Here is a 20,087-nt window from a genome sequence, read left to right on the forward strand (position 1 = left end):
GCAGCGACATGGCATGGCCATATCGCAACGCAACATTACTTCGCGAACGCAAAAGAGGCAAGTGCATTTCCATGCACTAGGCGCATACCGCATCTTCCGCCAGCGAGCGATATTCAGACGTCGGACGACGACGGCGCGCCGCTTCGCTGAGCCTGAAAACCAATTGGTTCAAAATCTTATCTGCTGAAACGCTCTGGGCCCGCAGGCCCGGTGGCAAAAGCGCGCATGTAGGCTTCGCGATCATTCGCGTCCGGTGTGGCGCCAAAGTAACATGGGTCTGGCTGCTGGAGATGTTGCAAAGTGCGCGATGACGAAGGGCGGATCGCCTGGAGCAAATCCGACTAGGATGGAATCACTTGCTTCCATCCTAGTCGGTGATTTTGCTCGTCTATTTCTAAGCGGAGCAAGTCCGCAACAGACGGACTTGCTCTAGCGGCTCGCCGAAGCCGGTCGTAGTTGGCTCGAGGCCCCGGTGAGTGCGGCGACCGGCTTGGTGCTCTCGCGTGCCGCGCGCAGAATCTCCCGGCCGAGCAGCCCCGCCATGCAAGCGTGACCGCGATCGCTCATGTGGAAGCCGTCGCTCGCCAACATGGCATGGAGCACGGTGGCCGACTGGCGCCCCCAGGCCCTCATCAGCGCATAACGGGAGAAAACGCAGGTTTTCGTCTTCATGCCGATATCCGTGACGAGCTTCACGAAGCGCTCATAGCGTGCCGTGTCCTGAATTGATGGAAAGAACTGCTGGTCGAGCAAGATGAGATCGGCGCCCGCGGCTGCCGTCGCAGCGATGCCGCCCTCGACGAGCGCGCGAAAGCGATCTTCGCCGACCGCCGTCAGCGCATCATTGGTACCGACCTGCCAGATCACGAGATCGGGCTTGACCGTCAGCACCTCCTTCTGAAGCCGCGCCAGCGTCTGCACGGCCGTTTCGCCGCCGATGCCGGAGGCCTGCATGTCGATTTGGACGAGGGGCAGCTTCTCTTCGAGCCGCGCCTTGAGCTGCGCGGGATAAGCCGCCGCCGGCGAGGACGTGCCGACGCCGGCCGTCGTCGACGAGCCTATGGCGAGGATCGTCAGCCGGCCGCCGCTGGCAAAACGGGCTGCCGTGTGGCTGAGCTGGCCGTTGACGGCAAGCACCGGTTGCATAGTGAGGCATTCCCAACTGGCTGCCGCATTCGCGGCCGGCGCCGCAGGTGGTGTGATGCCCTGGGCGAAGGATGGAAGTGCCGTCGCGGAGACCAGGATGAAACTGGCCACGACCGCAATCGCCCCGCCGAGCCGGCGCTGGTGAGGGCTCGCGAGATCCGCAGGTGACAGTTCAGATTTGATCGCGTGGAAAGAGCGGGAAAGCACAAAACCCCTCGTTTCTTTTCCCGTAGCATAGGGGGCGATTTGCGGCGAGCGCAACCGTGGCAGCAGGATCTCGCGCCCCTCCTGGATCCGGGCGAGGCGCGCCCAAAATGCGTCCGAAACGCGCGACAGGATGGCAGCGCAGCCGTTCACGACGAAAGGTGCGATCATGAACGCCGAAATCAGGAGAGAGCCGACGATTGCGCGCATCTGGCGCGGTCGCGTCCGCCGCGAACGCGCCAACGAATACGAGGCCTATAATTATGACGTGGGCATTGTGCCGCTGATCGAAAAAGCCTTGGGCGTCCAGACATTCCGCGAAGACCGCGGCGACGAGACGGAATTCGTGACGATCTCCTATTGGGAAGATGTAGAGGCCATGGCCCGCTTCACGGGGGCCGATCCGACCCAGATTCATCACCTCGACCGCGACCCGGAATTCCTGATCGAATTGCCGAGCGCTGTTCAGATCCTGAAGATCCTCAAAACGCACGGCAATACCGGCTCGTCGGAATAGCCGCGCCAGTCCGAGCAACTGATGGCGAGCAGGCGATATCCGCCGTGCCGAATTCCCGGCCTATATCGGTAGGCAGGGCCATACCTTGCCATCGTCCAGGCGATGGTGTTTCGCTCCTTCGCGACAGGCCCGGCGCACGTGCCGCGGCGACGCCACCTTCGCGGCATGAAACAGGAGAAATCCGTGGCTGGTCAGCGCAACGGCTTCGTCGAGGTGAAGAATGCTGAGGAAGCGGTCGATCGCCTCGCAGCACTTCACACGCGTGCCGCCGATGGGCTGCGGGAGGCGCTCGACCGCTATCTCGACCGCAAGGAAGAGCCGACGGCCGCCGAACGCGTTCTGTTCCGCTACCCGGAAATCCGGGTGGCCTATGCACCGACCGGGCTGATGCCGATCACCGCGCGCGCCTATGCCAAGTTCCAGGCACCCGGCGTCTATGCGACCACGGTGACGCAACCCGGCTATTTCCGCCCCTATCTCATCGAGCAGCTCAGGCCGCTGATGGAGGAATTCGGCGCGAGCGTCACCGTCGGGCTCAGCGATCAGGCGATCCCCTACCCTTACGTGGTCACGCGTGGCGACGAGCTCGCCGGCACCGCGGTGACGGCAGCCGAGCTGGCGCGGTTTTTTCCGACGCCGCTTCTCGCCGTTGTTGGCGACGAGATTGCCGACAGCTTGTGGGAGGAGGACGCAACCGGCATGCGTCCGCTCGCCCTCTTCGATGCCGCACGCACGGATTTCTCACTGCGCCGGCTCGTGCATTACACTGGCACAGACTGGCGCCATATCCAGCCCTGGATCCTGCTCACGAACTACCACCGCTATGTCGACCAGTTCGTGCGGCTCGGCCTTGCCGAACTCGCCGCCGGACGGGCCGAGCGGCTCATCCTGCCGGGCAATGTCGTCATCGAGCGCGGACTGCCGGAGGACGAGGCGGTCGCACGCATCACCGGCGTCGCCTGGCATCGCTTCCAGATGCCCGGCTATCATCTCATCGATGCGGAGGGTCGGGGAACGACGCTCATCAATATCGGCGTCGGCCCTGCCAATGCGAAGAACATCACCGATCATCTGGCGGTCTTGCGTCCGCAATGCTGGCTGATGATCGGCCATTGCGGTGGCCTGAGACAATCTCAGACCATCGGCGACTATGTCCTCGCCCATGCCTATCTGCGCCAGGACGGCATTCTCGATCGCCTCCTGCCGACGGATATCCCGGTGCCGGCGCTGGCCGAGGTGCAGGTCGCGCTGCAGGAGGCGGCGGCCGAGGTCACCGGCGACCGCGGCGAAGCCCTGAAGCGCCGGCTGCGAACCGGCACCGTGCTCACCAACGGCGACCGCAATTGGGAGCTGCGGTGGAGCCAGGAGCGGCGGCGCATCAATCTGTCGCGCGCCATCGCGGTCGATATGGAAAGCGGCACCATCGCCGCCCAGGGCTACCGCCTCAGGGTGCCCTACGGCACGTTGCTTTGCGTATCGGACAAGCCGTTGCACGGGGAGATCAAGCTGCCCGGCGCCGCCAATGCCTTTTATGAGCGGGCGGTTGGCGAGCATCTGCGGATCGGGCTAAAGGCGCTCGATCTCCTGCGCGGACAACCGGACACGCTGCATTCGCGCAAGCTGCGCTCCTTCGACGAACCGCCCTTCCGGTGACACAAAGGTTAACGCTCCTGCAAGCCCCCATTGCTTCCCCAGCATGGCTGAAGCCCTCCGAAGCAGGCAATCTGTCGCCGCCTTCGAATGGGGACACCGAGCATGCAGCTGTCCATCGCGGAGATTGCGCCGCGCTTTCCCGACTTCCGGGTTGCGGTGATCGTTGCCGAGAACCTCACGATCACAGGCGCCCGCGCGCCATCGCTCGATACGCTGATTGCGGAACGGGAGAGCGCCTGCCGCGCCGCCTGGGCGGATCGCGAACTCGCCGAGATCCCCGGCATCGCCGTCTGGCGGAGCGCCTATAAGGGCTTCGGCATCAAACGCACGAGCTACCGTTCCTCTGTGGAGCGCCTCGTCAAGCGTGTGCTCGCCGGCGAGCGCCTGCCGGTCGTCAACACCTTTGTCGATCTCTACAATGCCGTCTCGCTCTCCCATGTGATGTGCTGCGGCGCCGACGATCTCGACAAGGTCGAGCCGCCGCTCGCCTTCCGCTATGCCCGCGATGCCGACAGCTTCCTCGACATGGGTGCCGCCGAAGGCACCGACCCGAACGACCCGCCGAAAGAGGGCGAGGTTGTCTATGCCGACATGCGCCATGTGCTCTGTCGGCGCTGGAACTGGCGCCAGGACGCGCGGACCGGCATCTCGCCGCGCACCACGCGCGCGGTCGTCACCATCCAGGCCAATGGTGTCGGCGACATCGAGGCGGCGGTCGCCGACTTCGTTGCCCTGGCCACCGCCCATTGCGGCGCGCGCTGCGAGATCGGCCGCGCCGACGCACTGCATCCGCAGCTGGAGGTCTGAGCCGGCGCCGATTGGATCGCGCCGCTTTCATCAAGTTCGCGAATGAGACGGTGCGCGAAGTAAGATGAGTAGGACGGGTCACGAGTCGCTAAGCTTCACTTGATGCGCCAGGTCCTCGTCCCCGCCCCTCAGCGCCGAGTGAGCCTCGGTCTTCTGCTCGGTTTCGTCGGCGTCGCCATTTTCGCCGGCAGCCTGCCGGCGACGCGGATGGCCGTTGCGGGCCTCGAGCCCGCCTTTGTCACGGCTGCGCGCCCGGCCCTCGCCGGTATCCTGGCGGGGCTGGTGCTGATCATGCTGCGCCGGCCGCTGCCGCCGAAGGCCATGCTCGGGCGTTTGGCCGTGATCGCCCTTTGCCTCGTGTTCGGCTTTCCCGGCCTCACCAATTTTGCCATGCGCCACGTCGGCGCCGCTCATGGCGGCGTCATCATCGGCGTGCTGCCGCTGGCGACTGCCGTCTGCGGGGCGCTTCTGCTGCATGAGCGCCCGCCACCAGCCTTCTGGCTGAGCGCCGTGGTCGGCGCGGGCCTCGTCACCGCCTTCGCGTTGCGCGGCGGCGGTGACGGCATCGGCCTCGGTGATGTCCTGATCTTCGCGGCCGTCGCCATTTGCGCGGTGGGCTATGCCGTGTCGGGCGATCTGTCGCGCCGCATGCCGGGCTGGGAGGTCGTGTCCTGGGCCCTCGTCCTCTCGTTGCCCGTCTCGCTGCCGCTGACTTGGGCTACATGGCCCGTCACGACGGCCGACGTACCCGCGGCCTCGTGGATCGGGCTCGCCTATATCACGCTGATGAGCCAATATATCGGCTTCTTCGCCTGGAACACGGGTCTTGCCCTCGGCGGCGTGGCGCTCGTGAGCCAGACACAGCTGCTGCAACCCTTTCTCACCCTGGCCATTGCCGCCGCCGTCACACACGAAGACATCGACCTCGCTACCTGGTGCTTCGCGGGCGCAGTCGTTGCCGTCGTTCTCGCCGGCCGGCGTGCGGCGCGGGGCCGCTGATTGAGGCGGCCTGCACGGGTGGCAATCGCTTGCGGTTATGCGAGACAGCATATATACATATCTTTATGTCTCGTGATGACACCACGGCCGCACCCCGGCCTTTCTCGCTCCCCGCCCTCCTCGCCGCGCTCAAAGCGGCGGGTGAGGAAACGCGCCTGCGCATTCTCGCGCTGTTGACGGAGGGCGAGCTCAATGTCTCCGACCTTACCGATATCCTCGGCCAGTCGCAGCCGCGCATCTCGCGCCATCTGAAGCTCCTGACGGAAGCCGGCCTCATCGAGCGCCATCGGGAAGGCGCCTGGGCCTTCTTCCGGCTGGCCGACCGCAATGCAACCGCCGCCGCCGTGCGCGACGTCCTGTCTGGGCTCGACCGAGAGGACGTGCAGCTCGCCGGCGACCGGGCGCGGCTCAAGGCCGCGCGGCAGGCCCGCGCCGAAGCGGCGCAAGCGCATTTCGCCCGGCTCGCGGCCAATTGGGATCGCATCCGCTCGCTGCATGTGCCGGAGGCCAAGGTCGAGGCGGCCATTCGCGAAGTGGTCGGAGCGCGGCCGGTGCAGGCCTTCCTCGATCTCGGCACCGGCACGGGCCGCATGCTGCAGCTTCTCGCGCCGGCCGCGACACGCGCCGTCGGCATCGACGCAAGCCATGCCATGCTCTCGGTGGCGCGCGCCAATCTGGAGGAGGCGGGCGTCAGCAACGTCCTGCTCAAGCAGGGCGACATCCACGCGCTGCCGGTCGAGCGCAATGCCTTTGATCTCGTGCTCGTGCATCAGGTGCTGCATTATCTCGACGACCCCGCCCGCGCCATCCAGGAGGCGGCATCGGTGCTCGCACCCGGCGGTCGTCTTCTCGTCGTCGACTTCGCCCCGCATAATCTCGAATTCCTGCGTGACGAGCATGCCCATCGCCGGCTCGGCTTCGCCCGCGACCAGCTCGGCGATTGGCTGGAGGAAGCCGGGCTCGACCTCGTCGAGCATCGGGACCTCAAGCCCCCGCAGGATCATCCGGAACAGCTCACCGTCTCGCTCTGGCTCGGACGCGACCGGCGCGTGATCACCGACATTCACCAGCGTTCACCCGAACGGGAGGTTGCCTGATGGCGCTCGCGTCTTTCCGCCCGAGCCGGCACGGCTCCCGGCCGCTGCACGTCTCTTTCGAATTCTTTCCGCCGAAGACGCCGGCGATGGAAGAGACGCTGTGGGCGTCGATCGAGCGCCTCGCGCCCTTGAAGCCGCATTTCGTTTCGGTGACCTATGGCGCGGGCGGCTCGACGCGCGAGCGCACGCATGCCACCGTCAAGCGCATCGTCGACGAGACGGCGCTGAAGCCCGCCGCCCATCTCACCTGCGTCTCGGCGACGTGCGAGGAGGTCGATGATGTCGCCCGCGCCTATTGGGATGCGGGCGTGCGCCACATCGTGGCGCTACGCGGCGATCCGGCAGACGGCATCGGCGCGAGCTACCGGCCGCATCCCGGCGGCTATGCCTCCTCCGTCGATCTCGTCACGGGCTTGAAGCGCATCGGTGATTTCGAGATCACCGTCTCCGCCTATCCGGAAAAGCACCCGGAGAGCCCCTCGGTCGACTCGGATATCGAGATGCTCAAGCGCAAGGTCGACGCCGGCGCCGACCGGGCGGTGACGCAGTTCTTCTTCGACAACGACGTTTATCTACGCTACGTCGATCGCGTGCGCGCCGCCGGCATCGATATCCCGATCGTGCCCGGCATCCTGCCCGTGCAGAATTTCAAGCAGGCGGCGAATTTCGCGGCCCGTGCCGGTGCGACGATCCCAAACTGGCTGGCGGCGCGTTTCGATGGCCTGGAGGAGGACCTGGAAACCCGCCGGCTGATCGCCGCGGCGGTCACGGCCGAGCAGGTCATCGATCTCGTCGACAGCGGCGTGACCGAGCTTCACTTCTACACCATGAATCGCGCCGACCTCGTCTATGCCATCTGCCATCTGTTGGGGCTGAAGGGCGAGACAGGCCTTCAAACCAAGGCCGTGGCGGCGGCTTGAGCCTCTGGCCATTCCGGGGTGGCCGAAGGCCGAGCCCGGAATCCAGAACCGAGCTGTTTTGATCGTGAAACCGATCGGCTTGAGCTCTACCAGTTGGCCGCATCGTTTCTGGATCCCGGACCCCGGCTACGCCGGTTCCGGGATGACACGGAGAATAAACGCGAATGTCCGAGTTCATCCCTGATCCCGTCGACGGCGATGAGATCCGTACCGCGCTCAAGCGCGCAGCGGCCGAGCGCATCCTCGTGCTCGACGGGGCCATGGGCACCGAGCTGCAGACGCACAAATTCACGGAAGAGGACTTCCGTGGCGAGCGCTTCCGCAATCACAACCGGGATCTGCGCGGCAACAACGACCTTCTGATCCTCACCCAGCCCGAGGCGGTGAAGCAGGTCCATCTCGACTATTTCCGCGCCGGCGCCGATATCGTCGAAACCAATACCTTCTCCGGCACGGCCATCGCCCAGGCCGATTATGCGCTCGAGTCGATCGTATTCGAGCTGAACCGCCAGGGCGCGCGGCTCGCCCGCGAGGCCGCCGCCATTGCCGCGAAGGAAGACGGCCGCCGCCGGTTCGTGGCCGGCGCCATCGGCCCGACCAACCGCACCCTGTCGCTGTCGCCGGACGTGAACAATCCCGGCTACCGTGCCGTCACCTTCGAAGAGGTGCGCGACGCCTATGCCGATCAGGTTCGCGGGCTCATCGCCGGCGGCGCCGAACTCATCCTGATCGAGACAATTTTCGACACGCTGAACGCCAAGGCGGCGGTGGTCGCCGCGCAGCAGGTCTTCGAGGAGACCGGCACCCGCCTGCCGATCATGATCTCCGGCACGATCACCGATCTCTCCGGCCGCACCCTCTCCGGCCAGACGGTGGAGGCCTTCTGGAACTCGCTCCGCCATGCCGACCCCGTCTCGATCGGCCTCAACTGCGCGCTCGGCGCCAGGGAGATGCGCGCCCATATCCGCGAGCTCTCGCAGATTGCCGATACGCTCGTCTGCGCCTATCCCAATGCCGGGCTGCCGAACGAATTCGGCCTTTATGACGAGAGCCCGGAGGCGATGGCCGAGCTCGTCGGCGAATTCGCCCAATCCGGCCTCGTCAATATCGTCGGCGGCTGCTGCGGCTCGACGCCCGCCCATATCAAGGCCGTCGCCGAGGCGGTGAAGGACAAGGCGCCGCGCGCCGTCGCCTCCCCGTCCCGGCTGATGCGCCTTGCGGGGCTCGAGCCCTTCACGCTCACGTCGGACATTCCCTTCGTGAATATCGGCGAGCGCACCAATGTCACGGGCTCGGCGCGTTTCCGCAAGCTGATCACCAACGGCGACTTTGCGGCTGCCCTCGACGTGGCACGCGACCAGGTGGCGAACGGCGCGCAGGTCATCGACATCAACATGGACGAGGGCCTGCTCGATTCCGAGAAGGCGATGGTCGAGTTCCTGAACCTGATCGCCGCCGAGCCCGATATCGCCCGCGTGCCGATCATGGTCGATTCCTCGAAATTCTCCGTGATCGAGGCCGGCCTCAAATGCATTCAGGGCAAGGCGATCGTCAATTCCATCTCGCTCAAGGAAGGCGAGGAAAAGTTTCTGGCTGAGGCCCGCACTGTGCGTGCCTATGGCGCCGCGGTCGTCGTCATGGCCTTCGACGAGACCGGCCAGGCCGACACCGAGGACCGCAAGGTCGAGATCTGCGCGCGCGCCTATAAGCTTCTGACGGAAGAGGTGGGTTTTCCGCCCGAGGACATCATCTTCGACCCGAATATCTTCGCCATCGCCACCGGCATCGAGGAGCACGACAACTACGGCGTCGACTTCATCAATGCGACGCGCCGCATCCGCGAGCGCCTGCCGCATGTCCATATCTCGGGCGGCGTCTCCAACCTCTCCTTCTCCTTCCGCGGCAACGAGCCTGTGCGTGAGGCCATGCACGCGGTGTTCCTCTTTCATGCCATCCAGGCCGGCATGGATATGGGCATCGTGAATGCCGGCCAGCTCGCCGTCTATGACGAGATCGACCCTGTGCTGCGCGAGGCTTGCGAGGACGTGGTCCTCAACCGCCACCGCGAGGGCGACACGACGACGGCGACTGAGCGGCTGCTGGCGCTCGCCGAGGATTACAAAGGCAAGGGAAAGGTCGCCAGGGAAACCGACTTGGCCTGGCGGACCTGGCCGGTGGAGAAGCGCCTGGAGCATGCGCTCGTCAACGGCATCACCGAATTCATCGAAGAGGATGTGGAGGAGGCCCGGCTCAAGGCCGCGCGGCCGCTGCATGTGATCGAAGGCCCGCTGATGGCCGGCATGAACGTCGTCGGCGATCTCTTCGGCGCGGGCAAGATGTTCCTCCCGCAGGTGGTGAAATCGGCCCGCGTCATGAAGCAGGCGGTGGCCTATCTCATGCCCTTCATGGAGCAGGAGAAGCTCGACAACGGCGGCAGCGGCGAGCGTGAGGCTGCCGGCAAGATCCTGATGGCGACGGTGAAGGGCGACGTCCACGATATCGGCAAGAACATCGTCGGCGTCGTGCTGGCCTGCAACAACTACGACGTCATCGATCTCGGCGTCATGGTGCCGGTCCAGAAGATCCTGGAAACGGCGCGCAAGGAGAAGGTCGACATCATCGGTCTCTCCGGCCTGATCACGCCCTCGCTCGACGAGATGTGCCATGTGGCCGGCGAGATGGAGCGCGAGGGCTTCGACATCCCGCTGCTGATCGGTGGCGCCACCACGAGCCGCGTGCATACGGCGGTGAAGATCCACCCGAACTACAGCCGCGGCCAGACCGTCTATGTGAATGATGCGAGCCGCGCCGTGGGCGTGGTTTCCTCGCTCCTCTCCCCCGAGACGCGGGAGAGCTATGTGGACACGATCCGCGCCGAATATGCCAAGGTCGCCAATGCCCATGCCCGCGCCGAGGCCGACAAGCAGCGGCTGCCGCTCGCCAAGGCACGCGCCAATGCCCTGAAGCTCGACTGGGCGGGTTACACGCCGCCGAAGCCGACCTTCCTCGGCACGCGCGTGTTCCGCACCTATGAGGTGGCGGAACTCGTGCCCTATATCGACTGGACGCCCTTCTTCCAGACCTGGGAGCTGAAGGGCCGCTTCCCGGCCATTCTCGAGGATGAGGCGCAAGGGCCGGCGGCGCGCCAGCTCTACGAGGATGCGCAAGCGATGCTCGCCCGCATCGTCGAGGAGCGCTGGTTCAATCCGAAAGCCGTCATCGGCTTCTGGCCGGCGAATGCCGTCGGCGACGACATCGCCCTCTATACCGGCGAGAGCCGGCAGGAGACCCTCGCCACCTTCTTCACGCTGCGCCAGCAACTGCTGCGCCGCGACGGCCGGCCCAACCTCGCCCTGTCGGATTTCGTCGCGCCGGCCGAGACGGGCAAGGCCGATTACGTCGGCGCCTTCGTCGTCACGGCGGGCATCGAGGAGGAGCGTATCGCCAAGCGCTTCGCCGAGAAGAACGACGATTATGCCTCGATTCTGGTGAAGGCGCTGGCCGACCGCATTGCCGAAGCCCTGGCCGAGCGCATGCATCAGCGCGTGCGCAAGGAATTCTGGGGCTACGCCCCGGATGAGGCGCTCGACAACGAGGCCTTGGTTCGCGAGGACTATGCCGGCATCCGCCCGGCGCCGGGCTATCCCGCCCAGCCCGATCACACGGAAAAGAAGACGCTCTTCGAGCTTCTACAGGCGACACCGCGCATTGGCGTCACGCTCACCGAGAGCTATGCCATGTGGCCGGGCTCATCGGTGTCCGGGCTCTATCTCTCGCACCCCGAGTCCTATTATTTCGGCGTTGCCAAGGTAGAGCGCGACCAGGCCGAGGACTATGCCTTGCGTAAGGGCATGGATATTGCTGAGATCGAGCGTTGGCTCGCGCCCATCCTCAACTACGACCCGGCAAACTACACGCGCGCCGCGGCGGAGTAACCGAACGCGGTGTTGCCGAGTTCAGCTTGAAAGAGTGCCAAGCCGGTAAAGCCGGCTTGGATGTCCCCTGTCATGCCCCACCGGGCGGTCATCCAAACGCCTAGCCGTCCACCCCGGCCGGCGGCGCGTAGGTCCAATGCTCGGGCACGCGCGCAACGACCTCTTCGCCCGGCCGGATGACACCGGGGCGCTCGATCCAACCTACGACGCCGCGCAAGCGCTTCGCGACCTTGACGAAGCCGTGCTCGATGTCCTCCCGCCCCGGATAATGAACTGCGATCGACTTGCCCGAGAAGCGGCAGGGGCCGTTCTGGCCCTCGATGGCGATGACGGCGCCGCCCGCGAACATGAGGCGCGTGCGCGGCGGCATCATCGAGAGCTGCGGCAGCCCGTCGATGACCATATTGCCGCCAATCCACTCCGCCTTGACCTCCGGAATGTCGAGCCCGCCGGCAATCGCGGCGAGTTCGTCGACGGCGAGCAGCGACACCTGCCGGTCGTTACGCATCTCTGTGCCGCGCGGATACCAGGGCTCGCGCCCGCCGGACCGGCGCGTCAGCCCGAAATGCCGATCGCCAGGAATGCCCTCGTAGGCCACCTCGAGGGCGTCGATCGGGCGCGTAACGAAGCCGTAGTCTCCCCCGCCCGCCTCCGCCTTGAGCGTGGCGGTGACGCGCCCGGTGAGGCGGCGGCCGGGCGTCGGCGGAACGGGAAAGAGATCCATGGCAGCATCCGTGAGGCGTGGGTCAGAGGGCCTGCACGACAATGAAGAGCCGCGGAAAGGCGAGCAACACCTTTCCGTCTGCGCGCGCCGGATAGGCCGCCGTGAGCCGCTCCTCGTAGATCGCCAGGAACTCGCGTCTCTCATCCGCGTCGAGGGGCGCGAGGAAGGGCCGGAGCCCGGTGCCCTTGACCCATTCGACGATGGCCTGCGGCCCACTCAACGCGTGCTGATAGACCGTGTGCCAGATGTCGACGCGACGGGCCAATGGCTTCAGAAGATCGTAATAGGCTCCGGGACTGCCGATGTGGACGCGCGAATCGGCCGCCGCAGCGAGCTTGTCGCGCCAGCGGCCTTGGCTCGCCACCTCCCGCATCAAGATATGCGAGGGTTCCTGCAGATTATCGGGCACCTGCACGGCCAAGGCGCCGCCCGGCGCAAGCAGCCGGACGAGGCGCGGGAACAGCCGCTCGTGATCGGGCACCCACTGCAGCACGGCATTGGCGAAGATCAGGTTAGGCGGGATCTGCGGTCGCCATTCGGCGACCTCGGCTGCAACGAATTTGAGGTCCGGCATGCGCTGGCGGGCCTCGGCCAGCATATCCTCGGAGTTGTCGACGCCGATGATCTCGGCTTCGGGGTAACGAATTGCGAGAAGTTCGGTCGAATTTCCCGGTCCGCAGCCGAGATCCACGGCATATTTGACGCCGCTGAGCGGCACCTGAACGAGCAGATCGCGCGCCGGACGCGTGCGCTCATCCTCGAATTTGAGATAGAGGTTCGCATTCCACTCCGTCATGTCCCCTATTCCCCCTTCTCCTCAGCGCGAAGCTGCCCTGAGGTCGCCGAGCACGCCCTCGGCCGGCCAGCAATCGACCGGAAGGCCGCGCGCCTGCTGATAGCGGCCGATCGCAAGCCGCGTCTGCATGCCAGCTTTGCCGTCGATTGTATCGCTGTAATAGCCCTTGTCGGCGAGCGCGCGCTGAATTGCGGCGATCGTCGCCGCCGACCCCTGCGCCCTTGCCCGCCAGGGCGTGACGAAGTCACCACGACCCGCGACCCGATCGCCGAGATGGCCGACGAAGAGCACGTACAGGTCCGAAAAATTATAGGCCTTCAAGGCATAATAGTTGCGCGTGATGAGGAAGGCCGGGCCATAGGGGCCGGCCGGCATGAAAAGCGATGCGGCAGCGGCCCGATCAGTGGCGCCGGGCGCCCTCGGCCCGAGCACGGTAAAGCTCCGCGCCAGCCAGGCCGCGACCGGCATGGCCTTACCGGGATCGGCTTCCGAGCATAGGGTGCCGGCTGGCGGGGCTACCTCGAAGGCCCAGGCGAGCCCAGGCGTCCAGCCTTCGCCGGCGAGATGGTTGGCAATGGAGGCGAAGACGTCCGCCTCGGACGACCAGATATTCACACGTCCATCGCGATCGAAGTCCACGCCATACTTATAATATTGCGACGGCAGCATCTGGCCGAGGCCAATGGCACCGGCCCAGGAACTGCGCAACTGCGCCCGTGGCACGCCGTCCTGCAGCATCTTCAAAGCGAGCAGGAACTCCTGGCGAAAGTCCTGCTTCCTGCGCCCGGCATAAGCCTGGGTGGCGAGCACGCGGACCGCGTCATAGGGGATCTTGGCCCGACCATAGCCGCTCTCGCGCCCATAGATGGCGAGCACGATCGCACCGGGCACGCCGTAGCGGTCCTCGACGGCCGTGAGCGTTGCCCGATGGCGGCTCGCGAGCTGCCGGCCCTGCGCCGCAAGCCCAGCCAGGGCCTTAGGCGCGAGATATTGGGCTGGCGTTAGGGTGAATTCCGCCTGGCCGGCATTCGACGGCCCCCGCCGGCCCGACAGATCGAGATTGGGCAAGGTGAGATCGGGCTCGAGATCGCGCGTGGCTGCGGCGAAGGTGGCAGCGCTGACGCCGAGTTGCTCCGCCTCGGGCTTCAAGGCAGCAATAAATCCGGAGAAATCCTCGGCAACTGCGGGGGTGACACCGGTTTCGACCGTCAATAGGAGTATGAGAACCCCTGCAAGCCTTAGCAATTCGAAATCCCAACGGGTTGCACAAGGGCCCGGCCGCGACGAGAGGTCTCTTGCGCGTCGAGGTCACTTGCGCGGAATGGATGAATCACGCCATGTCCATTGCGAACAATAGCAGGCTGAGAACCGAAGGAACATGTTCAAAACTATTCTGGCCGGCGCCATCGCGCTCGGCCTCGCCGCTTCGGCTGCAGCCGCTCAGGACAGTCCCGCTGCCTATTGCAGCCGCGAGGGCGATGACAATATGGCCCGTCCGCTGCCGGAGGTCATGGCGGCCAAGGCCAAGGGGATGTTCGGTCTGCCGGCCGACAAGGCCGTCGAACCGATTTGGCACTGCATGAACGGCAAGGTCATGGTCTGCATACCGGGCGGCGAGCGCTATTGCGGACGCGCCGACACCCAGACCATCGCCACGCCCGAGGCAGACGCCTTTTGTGCGAAGCATCCCGACAGCGAAGTCGTCCCGAGCTGGGCGACCGGACGCGACACGATCTTCAAATGGAGCTGCGACGGTCAGCACGCCAAGAACGAGGGCGCGGTGCGCAGTGTCGACCCACGCGGCTTCGTCAGGGAATACTGGAAGGTGATGGAGTAGACACCTTCGCTCAAGCCGCGGCTGCAGCCGCCCGACCGTCGCATCATAGCGAGCGCCAGGGCACGGACGGGACGACTTCGACCAGCAGCGTCGAACGTCGCCCGACGGACGTGACGCCGCGCTGCCGATCGATCTGAGAAACTTACCGCGCGAACTTCTTGTACTGGATGCGCTTCGGGATGGTCGAGTCGATGCCGAGGCGACGCTTCTTGTCCTCCTCGTAATCCTGGAAATTGCCCTCGAACCACTCGACGCGGCTGTCGCCCTCGAAGGAGAGGATGTGGGTGGCTATGCGGTCGAGGAACATACGATCATGGCTGATGATCACTGCGCAGCCGGCGTAATCCTCGAGCGCCTCTTCAAGCGCCCGCAGCGTGTCGACGTCGAGATCATTGGTCGGCTCGTCGAGCAGGAGGACATTGGCGCCCGACTTCAGCATCTTGGCGAGATGCACGCGGTTGCGCTCGCCGCCCGAGAGCTGGCCGACCTTCTTCTGCTGGTCGCCGCCCTTGAAGTTGAAGGTCGAGCAATAGGCGCGCGAGTTGATCTCCCGCTTGCCGAGATAAATCATCTCGTTGCCGCCGGAGATCTCCTCCCACACCGTCTTTTTGCCGTCGAGCGCATCGCGCGACTGGTCGACATAGCCGAGCTTGACCGACTCGCCGACGGTGATCGACCCGGAATCCGGCGTCTCCTGCCCGGTGATCATGCGGAAGAGCGTCGTCTTGCCCGCGCCATTCGGGCCGATCACGCCAACGATGCCGCCGGGCGGCAGCTTGAAGGTGAGATCGTCGATCAGCAAGCGGTCGCCGAAGCCCTTCGTCAGATGGTCGAAATCGACGACGTTGTTGCCTAGCCGCTCGGCGATCGGAATGATGATCTGCGCCGTCGAGGGCGCCTTGTCATTGGCCTTCTGGACGAGTTCGTCATAGCGCTGGATGCGCGCCTTGTTCTTGGCTTGGCGGGCGCGCGGGGAAGAGCCCATCCACTCCTGTTCGCGCTCGAGCGTGCGCTGGCGCGCCTCTTCCTCACGGCCTTCCTGCTTGAGGCGCTTCTGCTTCTGTTCCAGCCAGGACGAATAATTGCCCTCATAGGGAATGCCGCGGCCGCGATCGAGCTCGAGAATCCAGCCCGTGACATTGTCGAGGAAGTAGCGATCGTGGGTGACGATCAGGATGGCGCCGGCATAGCTCCTGAGATGTCCTTCGAGCCAGGCCACCGTCTCGGCGTCGAGATGGTTGGTCGGCTCGTCGAGGAGGAGCAGATCCGGCTCCCAGAGCAGGAGTTTGCAGAGCGCCACGCGGCGCTTCTCGCCGCCTGAAAGCGCCGCCACATCGGCGTCGTCCGGCGGGCAGCGCAACGCGTCCATCGCCTGGTCGATCTTGGAGTCGAGATCCCACAGGCCCTGCGCCTCGATCTCGTCCTGCAGGCGCGTCATCTCATCCGCGGTCTCGTCCGAATAATTCATGGCGAGATCGTTGTAGCGGGCGAGAATGGCCATCTTTTCAGCCACGCCCTCCATGACATTCTCGCGTACGCTCTTGGCGGCGTCGAGCTGCGGCTCCTGCGGCAGATAGCCGACCCGCACGCCGTCCGCTGCCCAGGCCTCGCCGGTGAACTCCTTGTCCATGCCGGCCATGATGCGCAGCAGCGTCGATTTGCCCGAGCCGTTGACACCGAGCACGCCGATCTTGGCGCCGGGGTAGAAGGACAGGTGCACATTGTCGAGCACCTTCTTGCCGGCCGGATAGGTCTTCGACAGGCCGCGCATGTGGTAGACGAACTGCTTAGCAGACATGAGTAATCGAGCTCCAACCCTCGCTCGGCGCGACGGATCTTTCTTTCGGGAATTCGCTTGTATCTAGACGCAGGCCGGCACCACGGCAAGGTCCGTGCAGCTGCGCGCCTGTCGTCGGGATTTGCGCCGGCGCGTTCCGGGCTGCTAGGCTCACCCCATCAGCCCATTGCAAGAACCGCACCGCTCCGCGAAAGGAGTTGCCTCGGCATGACGCTTGGCTCCACCTTGACATCGATCCGCTCGACCCTCTTCTGGGTGCCCGACTGGCTCTACGCCACACTCCTGCTTGCCTGCGCCGCGATCGTCGCGCTCCTTCTCTTTCGAATGCTGCTGCGCGCCCTGCGCCGCCTGATCGGGCCGAAACAGGCCTTCCTGCAGTCGTTGATCACGCGCACGCACGGTCCCATTCGCCTCGCCTTGGTGATCTTCGCGGTCGCAGCCGTTCTCCCGGCCGCGCCCTTGGCGTCGGGGGCGACCCGCACGATCGCACAACTTCTATTGGTCGCTTTCATCGTGCTGGTCGGCTGGAGCGCTCTGACGGCGATCGATCTCGCCGCGCAGTTTTATCTGCGCCGCTTCAAACTTGACTCCGAAGATAATCTGCTGGCGCGCAAGCACCTCACCCAGGTCAATATCCTCAAACGAAGCATCAACATCCTGGTCGTGCTGATCACCGCCGCCACCGCCCTGATGACATTCGAGGCGGTGCGGCAATATGGGGTGAGCCTCATCGCCTCGGCCGGGGCCGCCGGCATCGTTGTTGGCCTGGCCGCCCGCCCGGTGCTCGCCAATCTCATTGCCGGCATCCAGATTGCCATCACGCAGCCCATCCGCATCGATGATGCCGTGGTCGTCGAGAACGAGTGGGGCTGGATCGAGGAGATCGGCTCCACCTATGTGGTGATCAAGCTCTGGGATTGGCGACGGCTCGTGGTGCCGCTCTCCTATTTCATCGAGAAGCCCTTCCAGAATTGGACGCGCAGCTCGGCGCAGATCATCGGCACGGTCTTGCTCAATGTCGACTATACCGTCCCCGTCGAGCGGGTGCGCGCCAAGCTGGAGGACATCGTCAAGGCCTCGCCATTGTGGGACGGCGGCGTGATTAATCTGCAGGTGGTCGAAGCCGAGCGCGACACGATTCAGCTGCGCGCTCTTGTCAGCGCTCGCAACTCGCCCCGCGTGTGGGATCTGCGCTGTGAAGTACGCGAGAAGCTGATCGCGTTCCTGCAGACCGAATATCCGCATGCTCTGCCGCGGCTGCGGGCGGAAATTGTCGATTTCGACGCGGGGGCCGGGCGGCAAATCTCGCGGGAAGAGACTGAGATGCGGCGGGGGAGCCCACCTCGCCATGAAACCCAAGCCTCCACCGCATAACGCGGCAGCCGGTCCCATGAGGAGCGCTCAAGGAGAAAAACCAGCCGCTAGCGGCTGACCCGCCCTGGCGGTTATAAGCCCTGCACCCGACATGCTAAGTGTTGGGCCAGAGATCCCAATCGGGGCCGGCATAGCCGGCCGATCCATGGAAGCACCGAGGACGACGATGACCAGCCAATTCAAGAACTACATTGCCGGCGAATGGCGCGAAAGCAGCGAGGCGGCCGACAACGTCAACCCCTCGAACACCCGTGACATCATCGGCCAATACGCACGTGCCACCGCGGCGGATGCGGAGCGGGCGATCGAAGCGGCGCGCGCCGCATTCCCCGCCTGGTCGCGCACCAGCCCGCAGGTGCGCCACGACATCCTGAAGAAGGTCGGCGACGAGATCCTGGCGCGCAAGGAGGAACTCGGCCAGCTGCTGGCCCGCGAAGAAGGCAAGACGCTGCCGGAAGGCATCGGCGAGGCGGCGCGCGCCGGCCAGATCTTCCTGTTCTTCGCCGCCGAGACGGTGCGCATGGCCGGCGAGAAGCTGCCGTCTGTGAGGCCCGGCATCGACGTCGAGATCACGCGCGAGCCGGTCGGCGTCGTCGGCATCATCACGCCGTGGAACTTCCCCATCGCCATTCCGGCCTGGAAGATCGCGCCGGCGCTCGCCTATGGCAATACCGTCGTGTTCAAGCCGGCGGACCTCGTGCCCGGCTGCGCCCATGCGCTCTCGGAGATCATTGTCAGGGCCGGCATTCCCGAGGGCGTCTTCAACCTCGTGATGGGCCGCGGCTCGGTCGTTGGCGACGCCTTCGTACGCCACGCCCATGTCGATGCCATCACCTTCACCGGCTCGGTGCCCACGGGACGCAAGCTCGCCGCCACCTGCATCGAGAACATGAAGAAGTTCCAGCTCGAGATGGGCGGCAAGAACCCGCTCGTGGTGCTCGACGACGCCGACCTCGGCACGGCGGTCGAATGCGCCGTCAACGGCGCCTATTTCTCCACCGGCCAGCGCTGCACGGCCTCCTCGCGCCTCATCGTGACGGAGGGGATCCACGACAAATTCGTCGATGCGGTCACCGAGCGGCTGAAGAGCCTCGTCATCGACGACGCCGTGAAGCAGGGCACGCATATCGGCCCGGTCGTCGACCAGAGCCAGCTCGACCAGGACCTCTCCTATATCAAGATCGGCCAGGAGGAAGGCGCCAAGCTCGTCTATGGCGGCGAACTCCTCAACCGCGAGAACCCCGGCTTCTATCTCGCCCCCGCCCTCTTCACCGAAGTGAAGAACTCGATGCGGGTGGCGCGCGAGGAGATCTTCGGGCCTGTGGCCACGGTGACGCGCGCCAAGAGCTACGACGAGGCGCTCGAACTCGCCAATGATACGATGTTCGGGCTTGCCGCCGGCGTCTGCACGACAAGCCTGAAATATGCCACGCATTTCAAGCGTAACAGCGAAGCGGGCATGGTGATGGTCAATCTGCCGACGGCGGGCGTCGACTACCACGTGCCCTTCGGCGGCCGGAAGGGCTCGAGCTACGGCCCGCGCGAGCAGGGTTCCTATGCCAAGGAGTTCTACACGACCGTGAAGACGGCCTATACGCTGCCGGGCTGAGCCTGGCGCAATCAGCGCGAAATCGCCGGAAAAACACAAGGCCGCCGCTCACCACGGCGGCCTTTATCTTTGACGCTCACACCAACACCTTCGCTATATGCAGTCGGTATTGCCCGATTTGCATTGCATCTCACGTCTGCCGCCGTAAAGGTGCGCGCGTTCGGCCAGAGACGAAATGGCTTCACAGTCGCGCTCCTGCTGCACCGGGACCGAGGGGCGATGAGACCGCGGCGTTGCAGGCGATCTTCCTCCAACTCTCTTTATCATGAGAGGCTTTTATCGATGCGCAGAGTCAAAATTGAGGAATACAACGTTGTCGCTGGCGGGCTCGTTACTTCAGAAATCAAGCATTCGACGAAAAAGTATATGGGAAGAGCGACTTGGACCCTCACCAACTACGAGGAATCAGTAGACGGCGAATATGTAACCGGATCCAAACGGCTGGAGGGCACGAATGTGGTCTTTCGCCTGCATTACGATTGCCGGAATGAGCAATGCACGTGGCGGCTCTGGGGAAAGAATTCCGCGACCTTCGAAGCCTTCGTTCAAAGCGGCGAACAAGCGGCAAGCCTAGACGAAGCTGACGAGATTGAAGGAGCCAGGAAACTTGACGAGACGATAGAGCAACTGCGAAACGGCGCGGACTGGCACGTGCCGGACGTGGCATAACA

16 protein-coding genes are annotated in these 20,087 nt (G+C 64.9%); 11 read left to right on the top strand and 5 right to left on the bottom strand.

Annotated features, from left to right (window positions below; all coding sequences use genetic code 11):
- Positions 1–429: 429 nt before the first annotated feature.
- Entirely contained in the window at positions 430–1,521 is a 1,092-nt protein-coding gene (locus ACFQU1_RS06285; protein WP_378130425.1) for an SGNH/GDSL hydrolase family protein, read from the bottom strand.
- Here ACFQU1_RS06285 and ACFQU1_RS06290 point away from each other — a divergent pair.
- The 7 genes from ACFQU1_RS06290 (at position 1,520) to metH (ending at position 11,278) form a co-directional block, all read left to right on the top strand.
- Entirely contained in the window at positions 1,520–1,867 is a 348-nt protein-coding gene (locus ACFQU1_RS06290; protein WP_378130427.1) for an antibiotic biosynthesis monooxygenase family protein, read from the top strand. The genes ACFQU1_RS06285 and ACFQU1_RS06290 overlap by 2 nt on opposite strands.
- A gap of 165 nt (positions 1,868–2,032) precedes the next feature.
- Positions 2,033–3,520 carry an AMP nucleosidase gene (locus ACFQU1_RS06295; protein WP_378130429.1) on the top strand — a complete coding sequence of 496 codons (1,488 nt, stop codon included), beginning with the start codon at positions 2,033–2,035 and terminating at the stop codon, positions 3,518–3,520.
- Between the two features lie 102 nt (positions 3,521–3,622).
- Entirely contained in the window at positions 3,623–4,327 is a 705-nt protein-coding gene (locus tag ACFQU1_RS06300; RefSeq protein WP_378130431.1) for a B3/4 domain-containing protein, read from the top strand.
- 138 nt (positions 4,328–4,465) lie between these two features.
- Positions 4,466–5,326 (top strand): DMT family transporter, encoded by an 861-nt coding sequence (locus ACFQU1_RS06305; protein WP_378130433.1) that lies wholly within the window; start codon positions 4,466–4,468, stop codon positions 5,324–5,326.
- Between the two features lie 65 nt (positions 5,327–5,391).
- Positions 5,392–6,423, top strand: a complete 1,032-nt coding sequence (locus ACFQU1_RS06310; protein WP_378130435.1) for an ArsR/SmtB family transcription factor — start codon at positions 5,392–5,394, stop codon at positions 6,421–6,423.
- Positions 6,423–7,343, top strand: a complete 921-nt coding sequence (gene metF / locus ACFQU1_RS06315) for a methylenetetrahydrofolate reductase [NAD(P)H] (RefSeq protein WP_378130438.1) — start codon at positions 6,423–6,425, stop codon at positions 7,341–7,343. Before ACFQU1_RS06310 ends, metF begins: the two co-directional genes overlap by 1 nt.
- Before the next feature lie 164 nt (positions 7,344–7,507).
- Positions 7,508–11,278 carry a methionine synthase gene (gene metH, locus ACFQU1_RS06320; protein WP_378130440.1) on the top strand — a complete coding sequence of 1,257 codons (3,771 nt, stop codon included), beginning with the start codon at positions 7,508–7,510 and terminating at the stop codon, positions 11,276–11,278.
- Between the two features lie 100 nt (positions 11,279–11,378).
- Here the strand turns inward: metH and ACFQU1_RS06325 are convergent, their stop codons facing one another.
- From ACFQU1_RS06325 to ACFQU1_RS06335, 3 genes are read right to left on the bottom strand one after another with little or no spacing between them, the layout of a single operon-like run.
- Positions 11,379–12,002, bottom strand: coding sequence for an MOSC domain-containing protein (locus tag ACFQU1_RS06325; RefSeq protein ID WP_378130442.1), 624 nt, complete (start codon positions 12,000–12,002; stop codon positions 11,379–11,381).
- Between the two features lie 22 nt (positions 12,003–12,024).
- Positions 12,025–12,798 (bottom strand): trans-aconitate 2-methyltransferase, encoded by a 774-nt coding sequence (gene tam, locus ACFQU1_RS06330; protein WP_378130444.1) that lies wholly within the window; start codon positions 12,796–12,798, stop codon positions 12,025–12,027.
- Positions 12,799–12,819: 21 nt separating this feature from the next.
- Positions 12,820–14,010, bottom strand: coding sequence for a lytic murein transglycosylase (locus ACFQU1_RS06335; RefSeq protein WP_378130446.1), 1,191 nt, complete (start codon positions 14,008–14,010; stop codon positions 12,820–12,822).
- 166 nt (positions 14,011–14,176) lie between these two features.
- On the opposite strand from ACFQU1_RS06335, the gene ACFQU1_RS06340 reads away from it, so the two are divergent.
- A complete protein-coding gene (locus tag ACFQU1_RS06340) occupies positions 14,177–14,635 on the top strand; it encodes a hypothetical protein (protein WP_378130449.1) in 459 nt (152 codons plus the stop codon).
- Positions 14,636–14,777: 142 nt separating this feature from the next.
- Here the strand turns inward: ACFQU1_RS06340 and ettA are convergent, their stop codons facing one another.
- Positions 14,778–16,433, bottom strand: a complete 1,656-nt coding sequence (gene ettA / locus ACFQU1_RS06345) for an energy-dependent translational throttle protein EttA (protein WP_378130451.1) — start codon at positions 16,431–16,433, stop codon at positions 14,778–14,780.
- 207 nt (positions 16,434–16,640) lie between these two features.
- Between ettA and ACFQU1_RS06350 the strand changes: the two genes are divergently transcribed.
- The 3 genes from ACFQU1_RS06350 (at position 16,641) to ACFQU1_RS06360 (ending at position 20,085) form a co-directional block, all read left to right on the top strand.
- Positions 16,641–17,807 (top strand): mechanosensitive ion channel family protein, encoded by a 1,167-nt coding sequence (locus tag ACFQU1_RS06350; protein WP_378130453.1) that lies wholly within the window; start codon positions 16,641–16,643, stop codon positions 17,805–17,807.
- Between the two features lie 166 nt (positions 17,808–17,973).
- Complete coding sequence (locus tag ACFQU1_RS06355) at positions 17,974–19,416, top strand: aldehyde dehydrogenase family protein (protein WP_378130455.1); 1,443 nt, start codon at positions 17,974–17,976, stop codon at positions 19,414–19,416.
- Between the two features lie 282 nt (positions 19,417–19,698).
- Complete coding sequence (locus ACFQU1_RS06360) at positions 19,699–20,085, top strand: hypothetical protein (RefSeq protein WP_378130457.1); 387 nt, start codon at positions 19,699–19,701, stop codon at positions 20,083–20,085.
- Positions 20,086–20,087: the final 2 nt, after the last annotated feature.

Origin of the sequence: Chelatococcus sp. GCM10030263 (genome assembly GCF_042666455.1) — a bacterium.
In the GTDB taxonomy this organism is placed as follows: domain Bacteria; phylum Pseudomonadota; class Alphaproteobacteria; order Rhizobiales; family Beijerinckiaceae; genus Chelatococcus.

Excerpts from the sequence above, each read along its gene's own strand:
- ACFQU1_RS06355 (WP_378130455.1), top strand. The coding sequence starts at position 17,974 with ATGACCAGCCAATTCAAGAACTACATTGCCGGCGAATGGCGCGAAAGC.
- metF (WP_378130438.1), top strand. The coding sequence starts at position 6,423 with ATGGCGCTCGCGTCTTTCCGCCCGAGCCGGCACGGCTCCCGGCCGCTG.
- ACFQU1_RS06325 (WP_378130442.1), bottom strand. The coding sequence starts at position 12,002 with ATGGATCTCTTTCCCGTTCCGCCGACGCCCGGCCGCCGCCTCACCGGG.
- ACFQU1_RS06285 (WP_378130425.1), bottom strand. The coding sequence starts at position 1,521 with ATGATCGCACCTTTCGTCGTGAACGGCTGCGCTGCCATCCTGTCGCGC.
- ACFQU1_RS06295 (WP_378130429.1), top strand. The coding sequence starts at position 2,033 with ATGAAACAGGAGAAATCCGTGGCTGGTCAGCGCAACGGCTTCGTCGAG.
- ACFQU1_RS06290 (WP_378130427.1), top strand. The coding sequence starts at position 1,520 with ATGAACGCCGAAATCAGGAGAGAGCCGACGATTGCGCGCATCTGGCGC.
- metH (WP_378130440.1), top strand. The coding sequence starts at position 7,508 with ATGTCCGAGTTCATCCCTGATCCCGTCGACGGCGATGAGATCCGTACC.
- ACFQU1_RS06340 (WP_378130449.1), top strand. The coding sequence starts at position 14,177 with ATGTTCAAAACTATTCTGGCCGGCGCCATCGCGCTCGGCCTCGCCGCT.
- ACFQU1_RS06300 (WP_378130431.1), top strand. The coding sequence starts at position 3,623 with ATGCAGCTGTCCATCGCGGAGATTGCGCCGCGCTTTCCCGACTTCCGG.
- tam (WP_378130444.1), bottom strand. The coding sequence starts at position 12,798 with ATGACGGAGTGGAATGCGAACCTCTATCTCAAATTCGAGGATGAGCGC.
- ACFQU1_RS06350 (WP_378130453.1), top strand. The coding sequence starts at position 16,641 with ATGACGCTTGGCTCCACCTTGACATCGATCCGCTCGACCCTCTTCTGG.
- ACFQU1_RS06310 (WP_378130435.1), top strand. The coding sequence starts at position 5,392 with ATGTCTCGTGATGACACCACGGCCGCACCCCGGCCTTTCTCGCTCCCC.
- ACFQU1_RS06360 (WP_378130457.1), top strand. The coding sequence starts at position 19,699 with ATGCGCAGAGTCAAAATTGAGGAATACAACGTTGTCGCTGGCGGGCTC.
- ettA (WP_378130451.1), bottom strand. The coding sequence starts at position 16,433 with ATGTCTGCTAAGCAGTTCGTCTACCACATGCGCGGCCTGTCGAAGACC.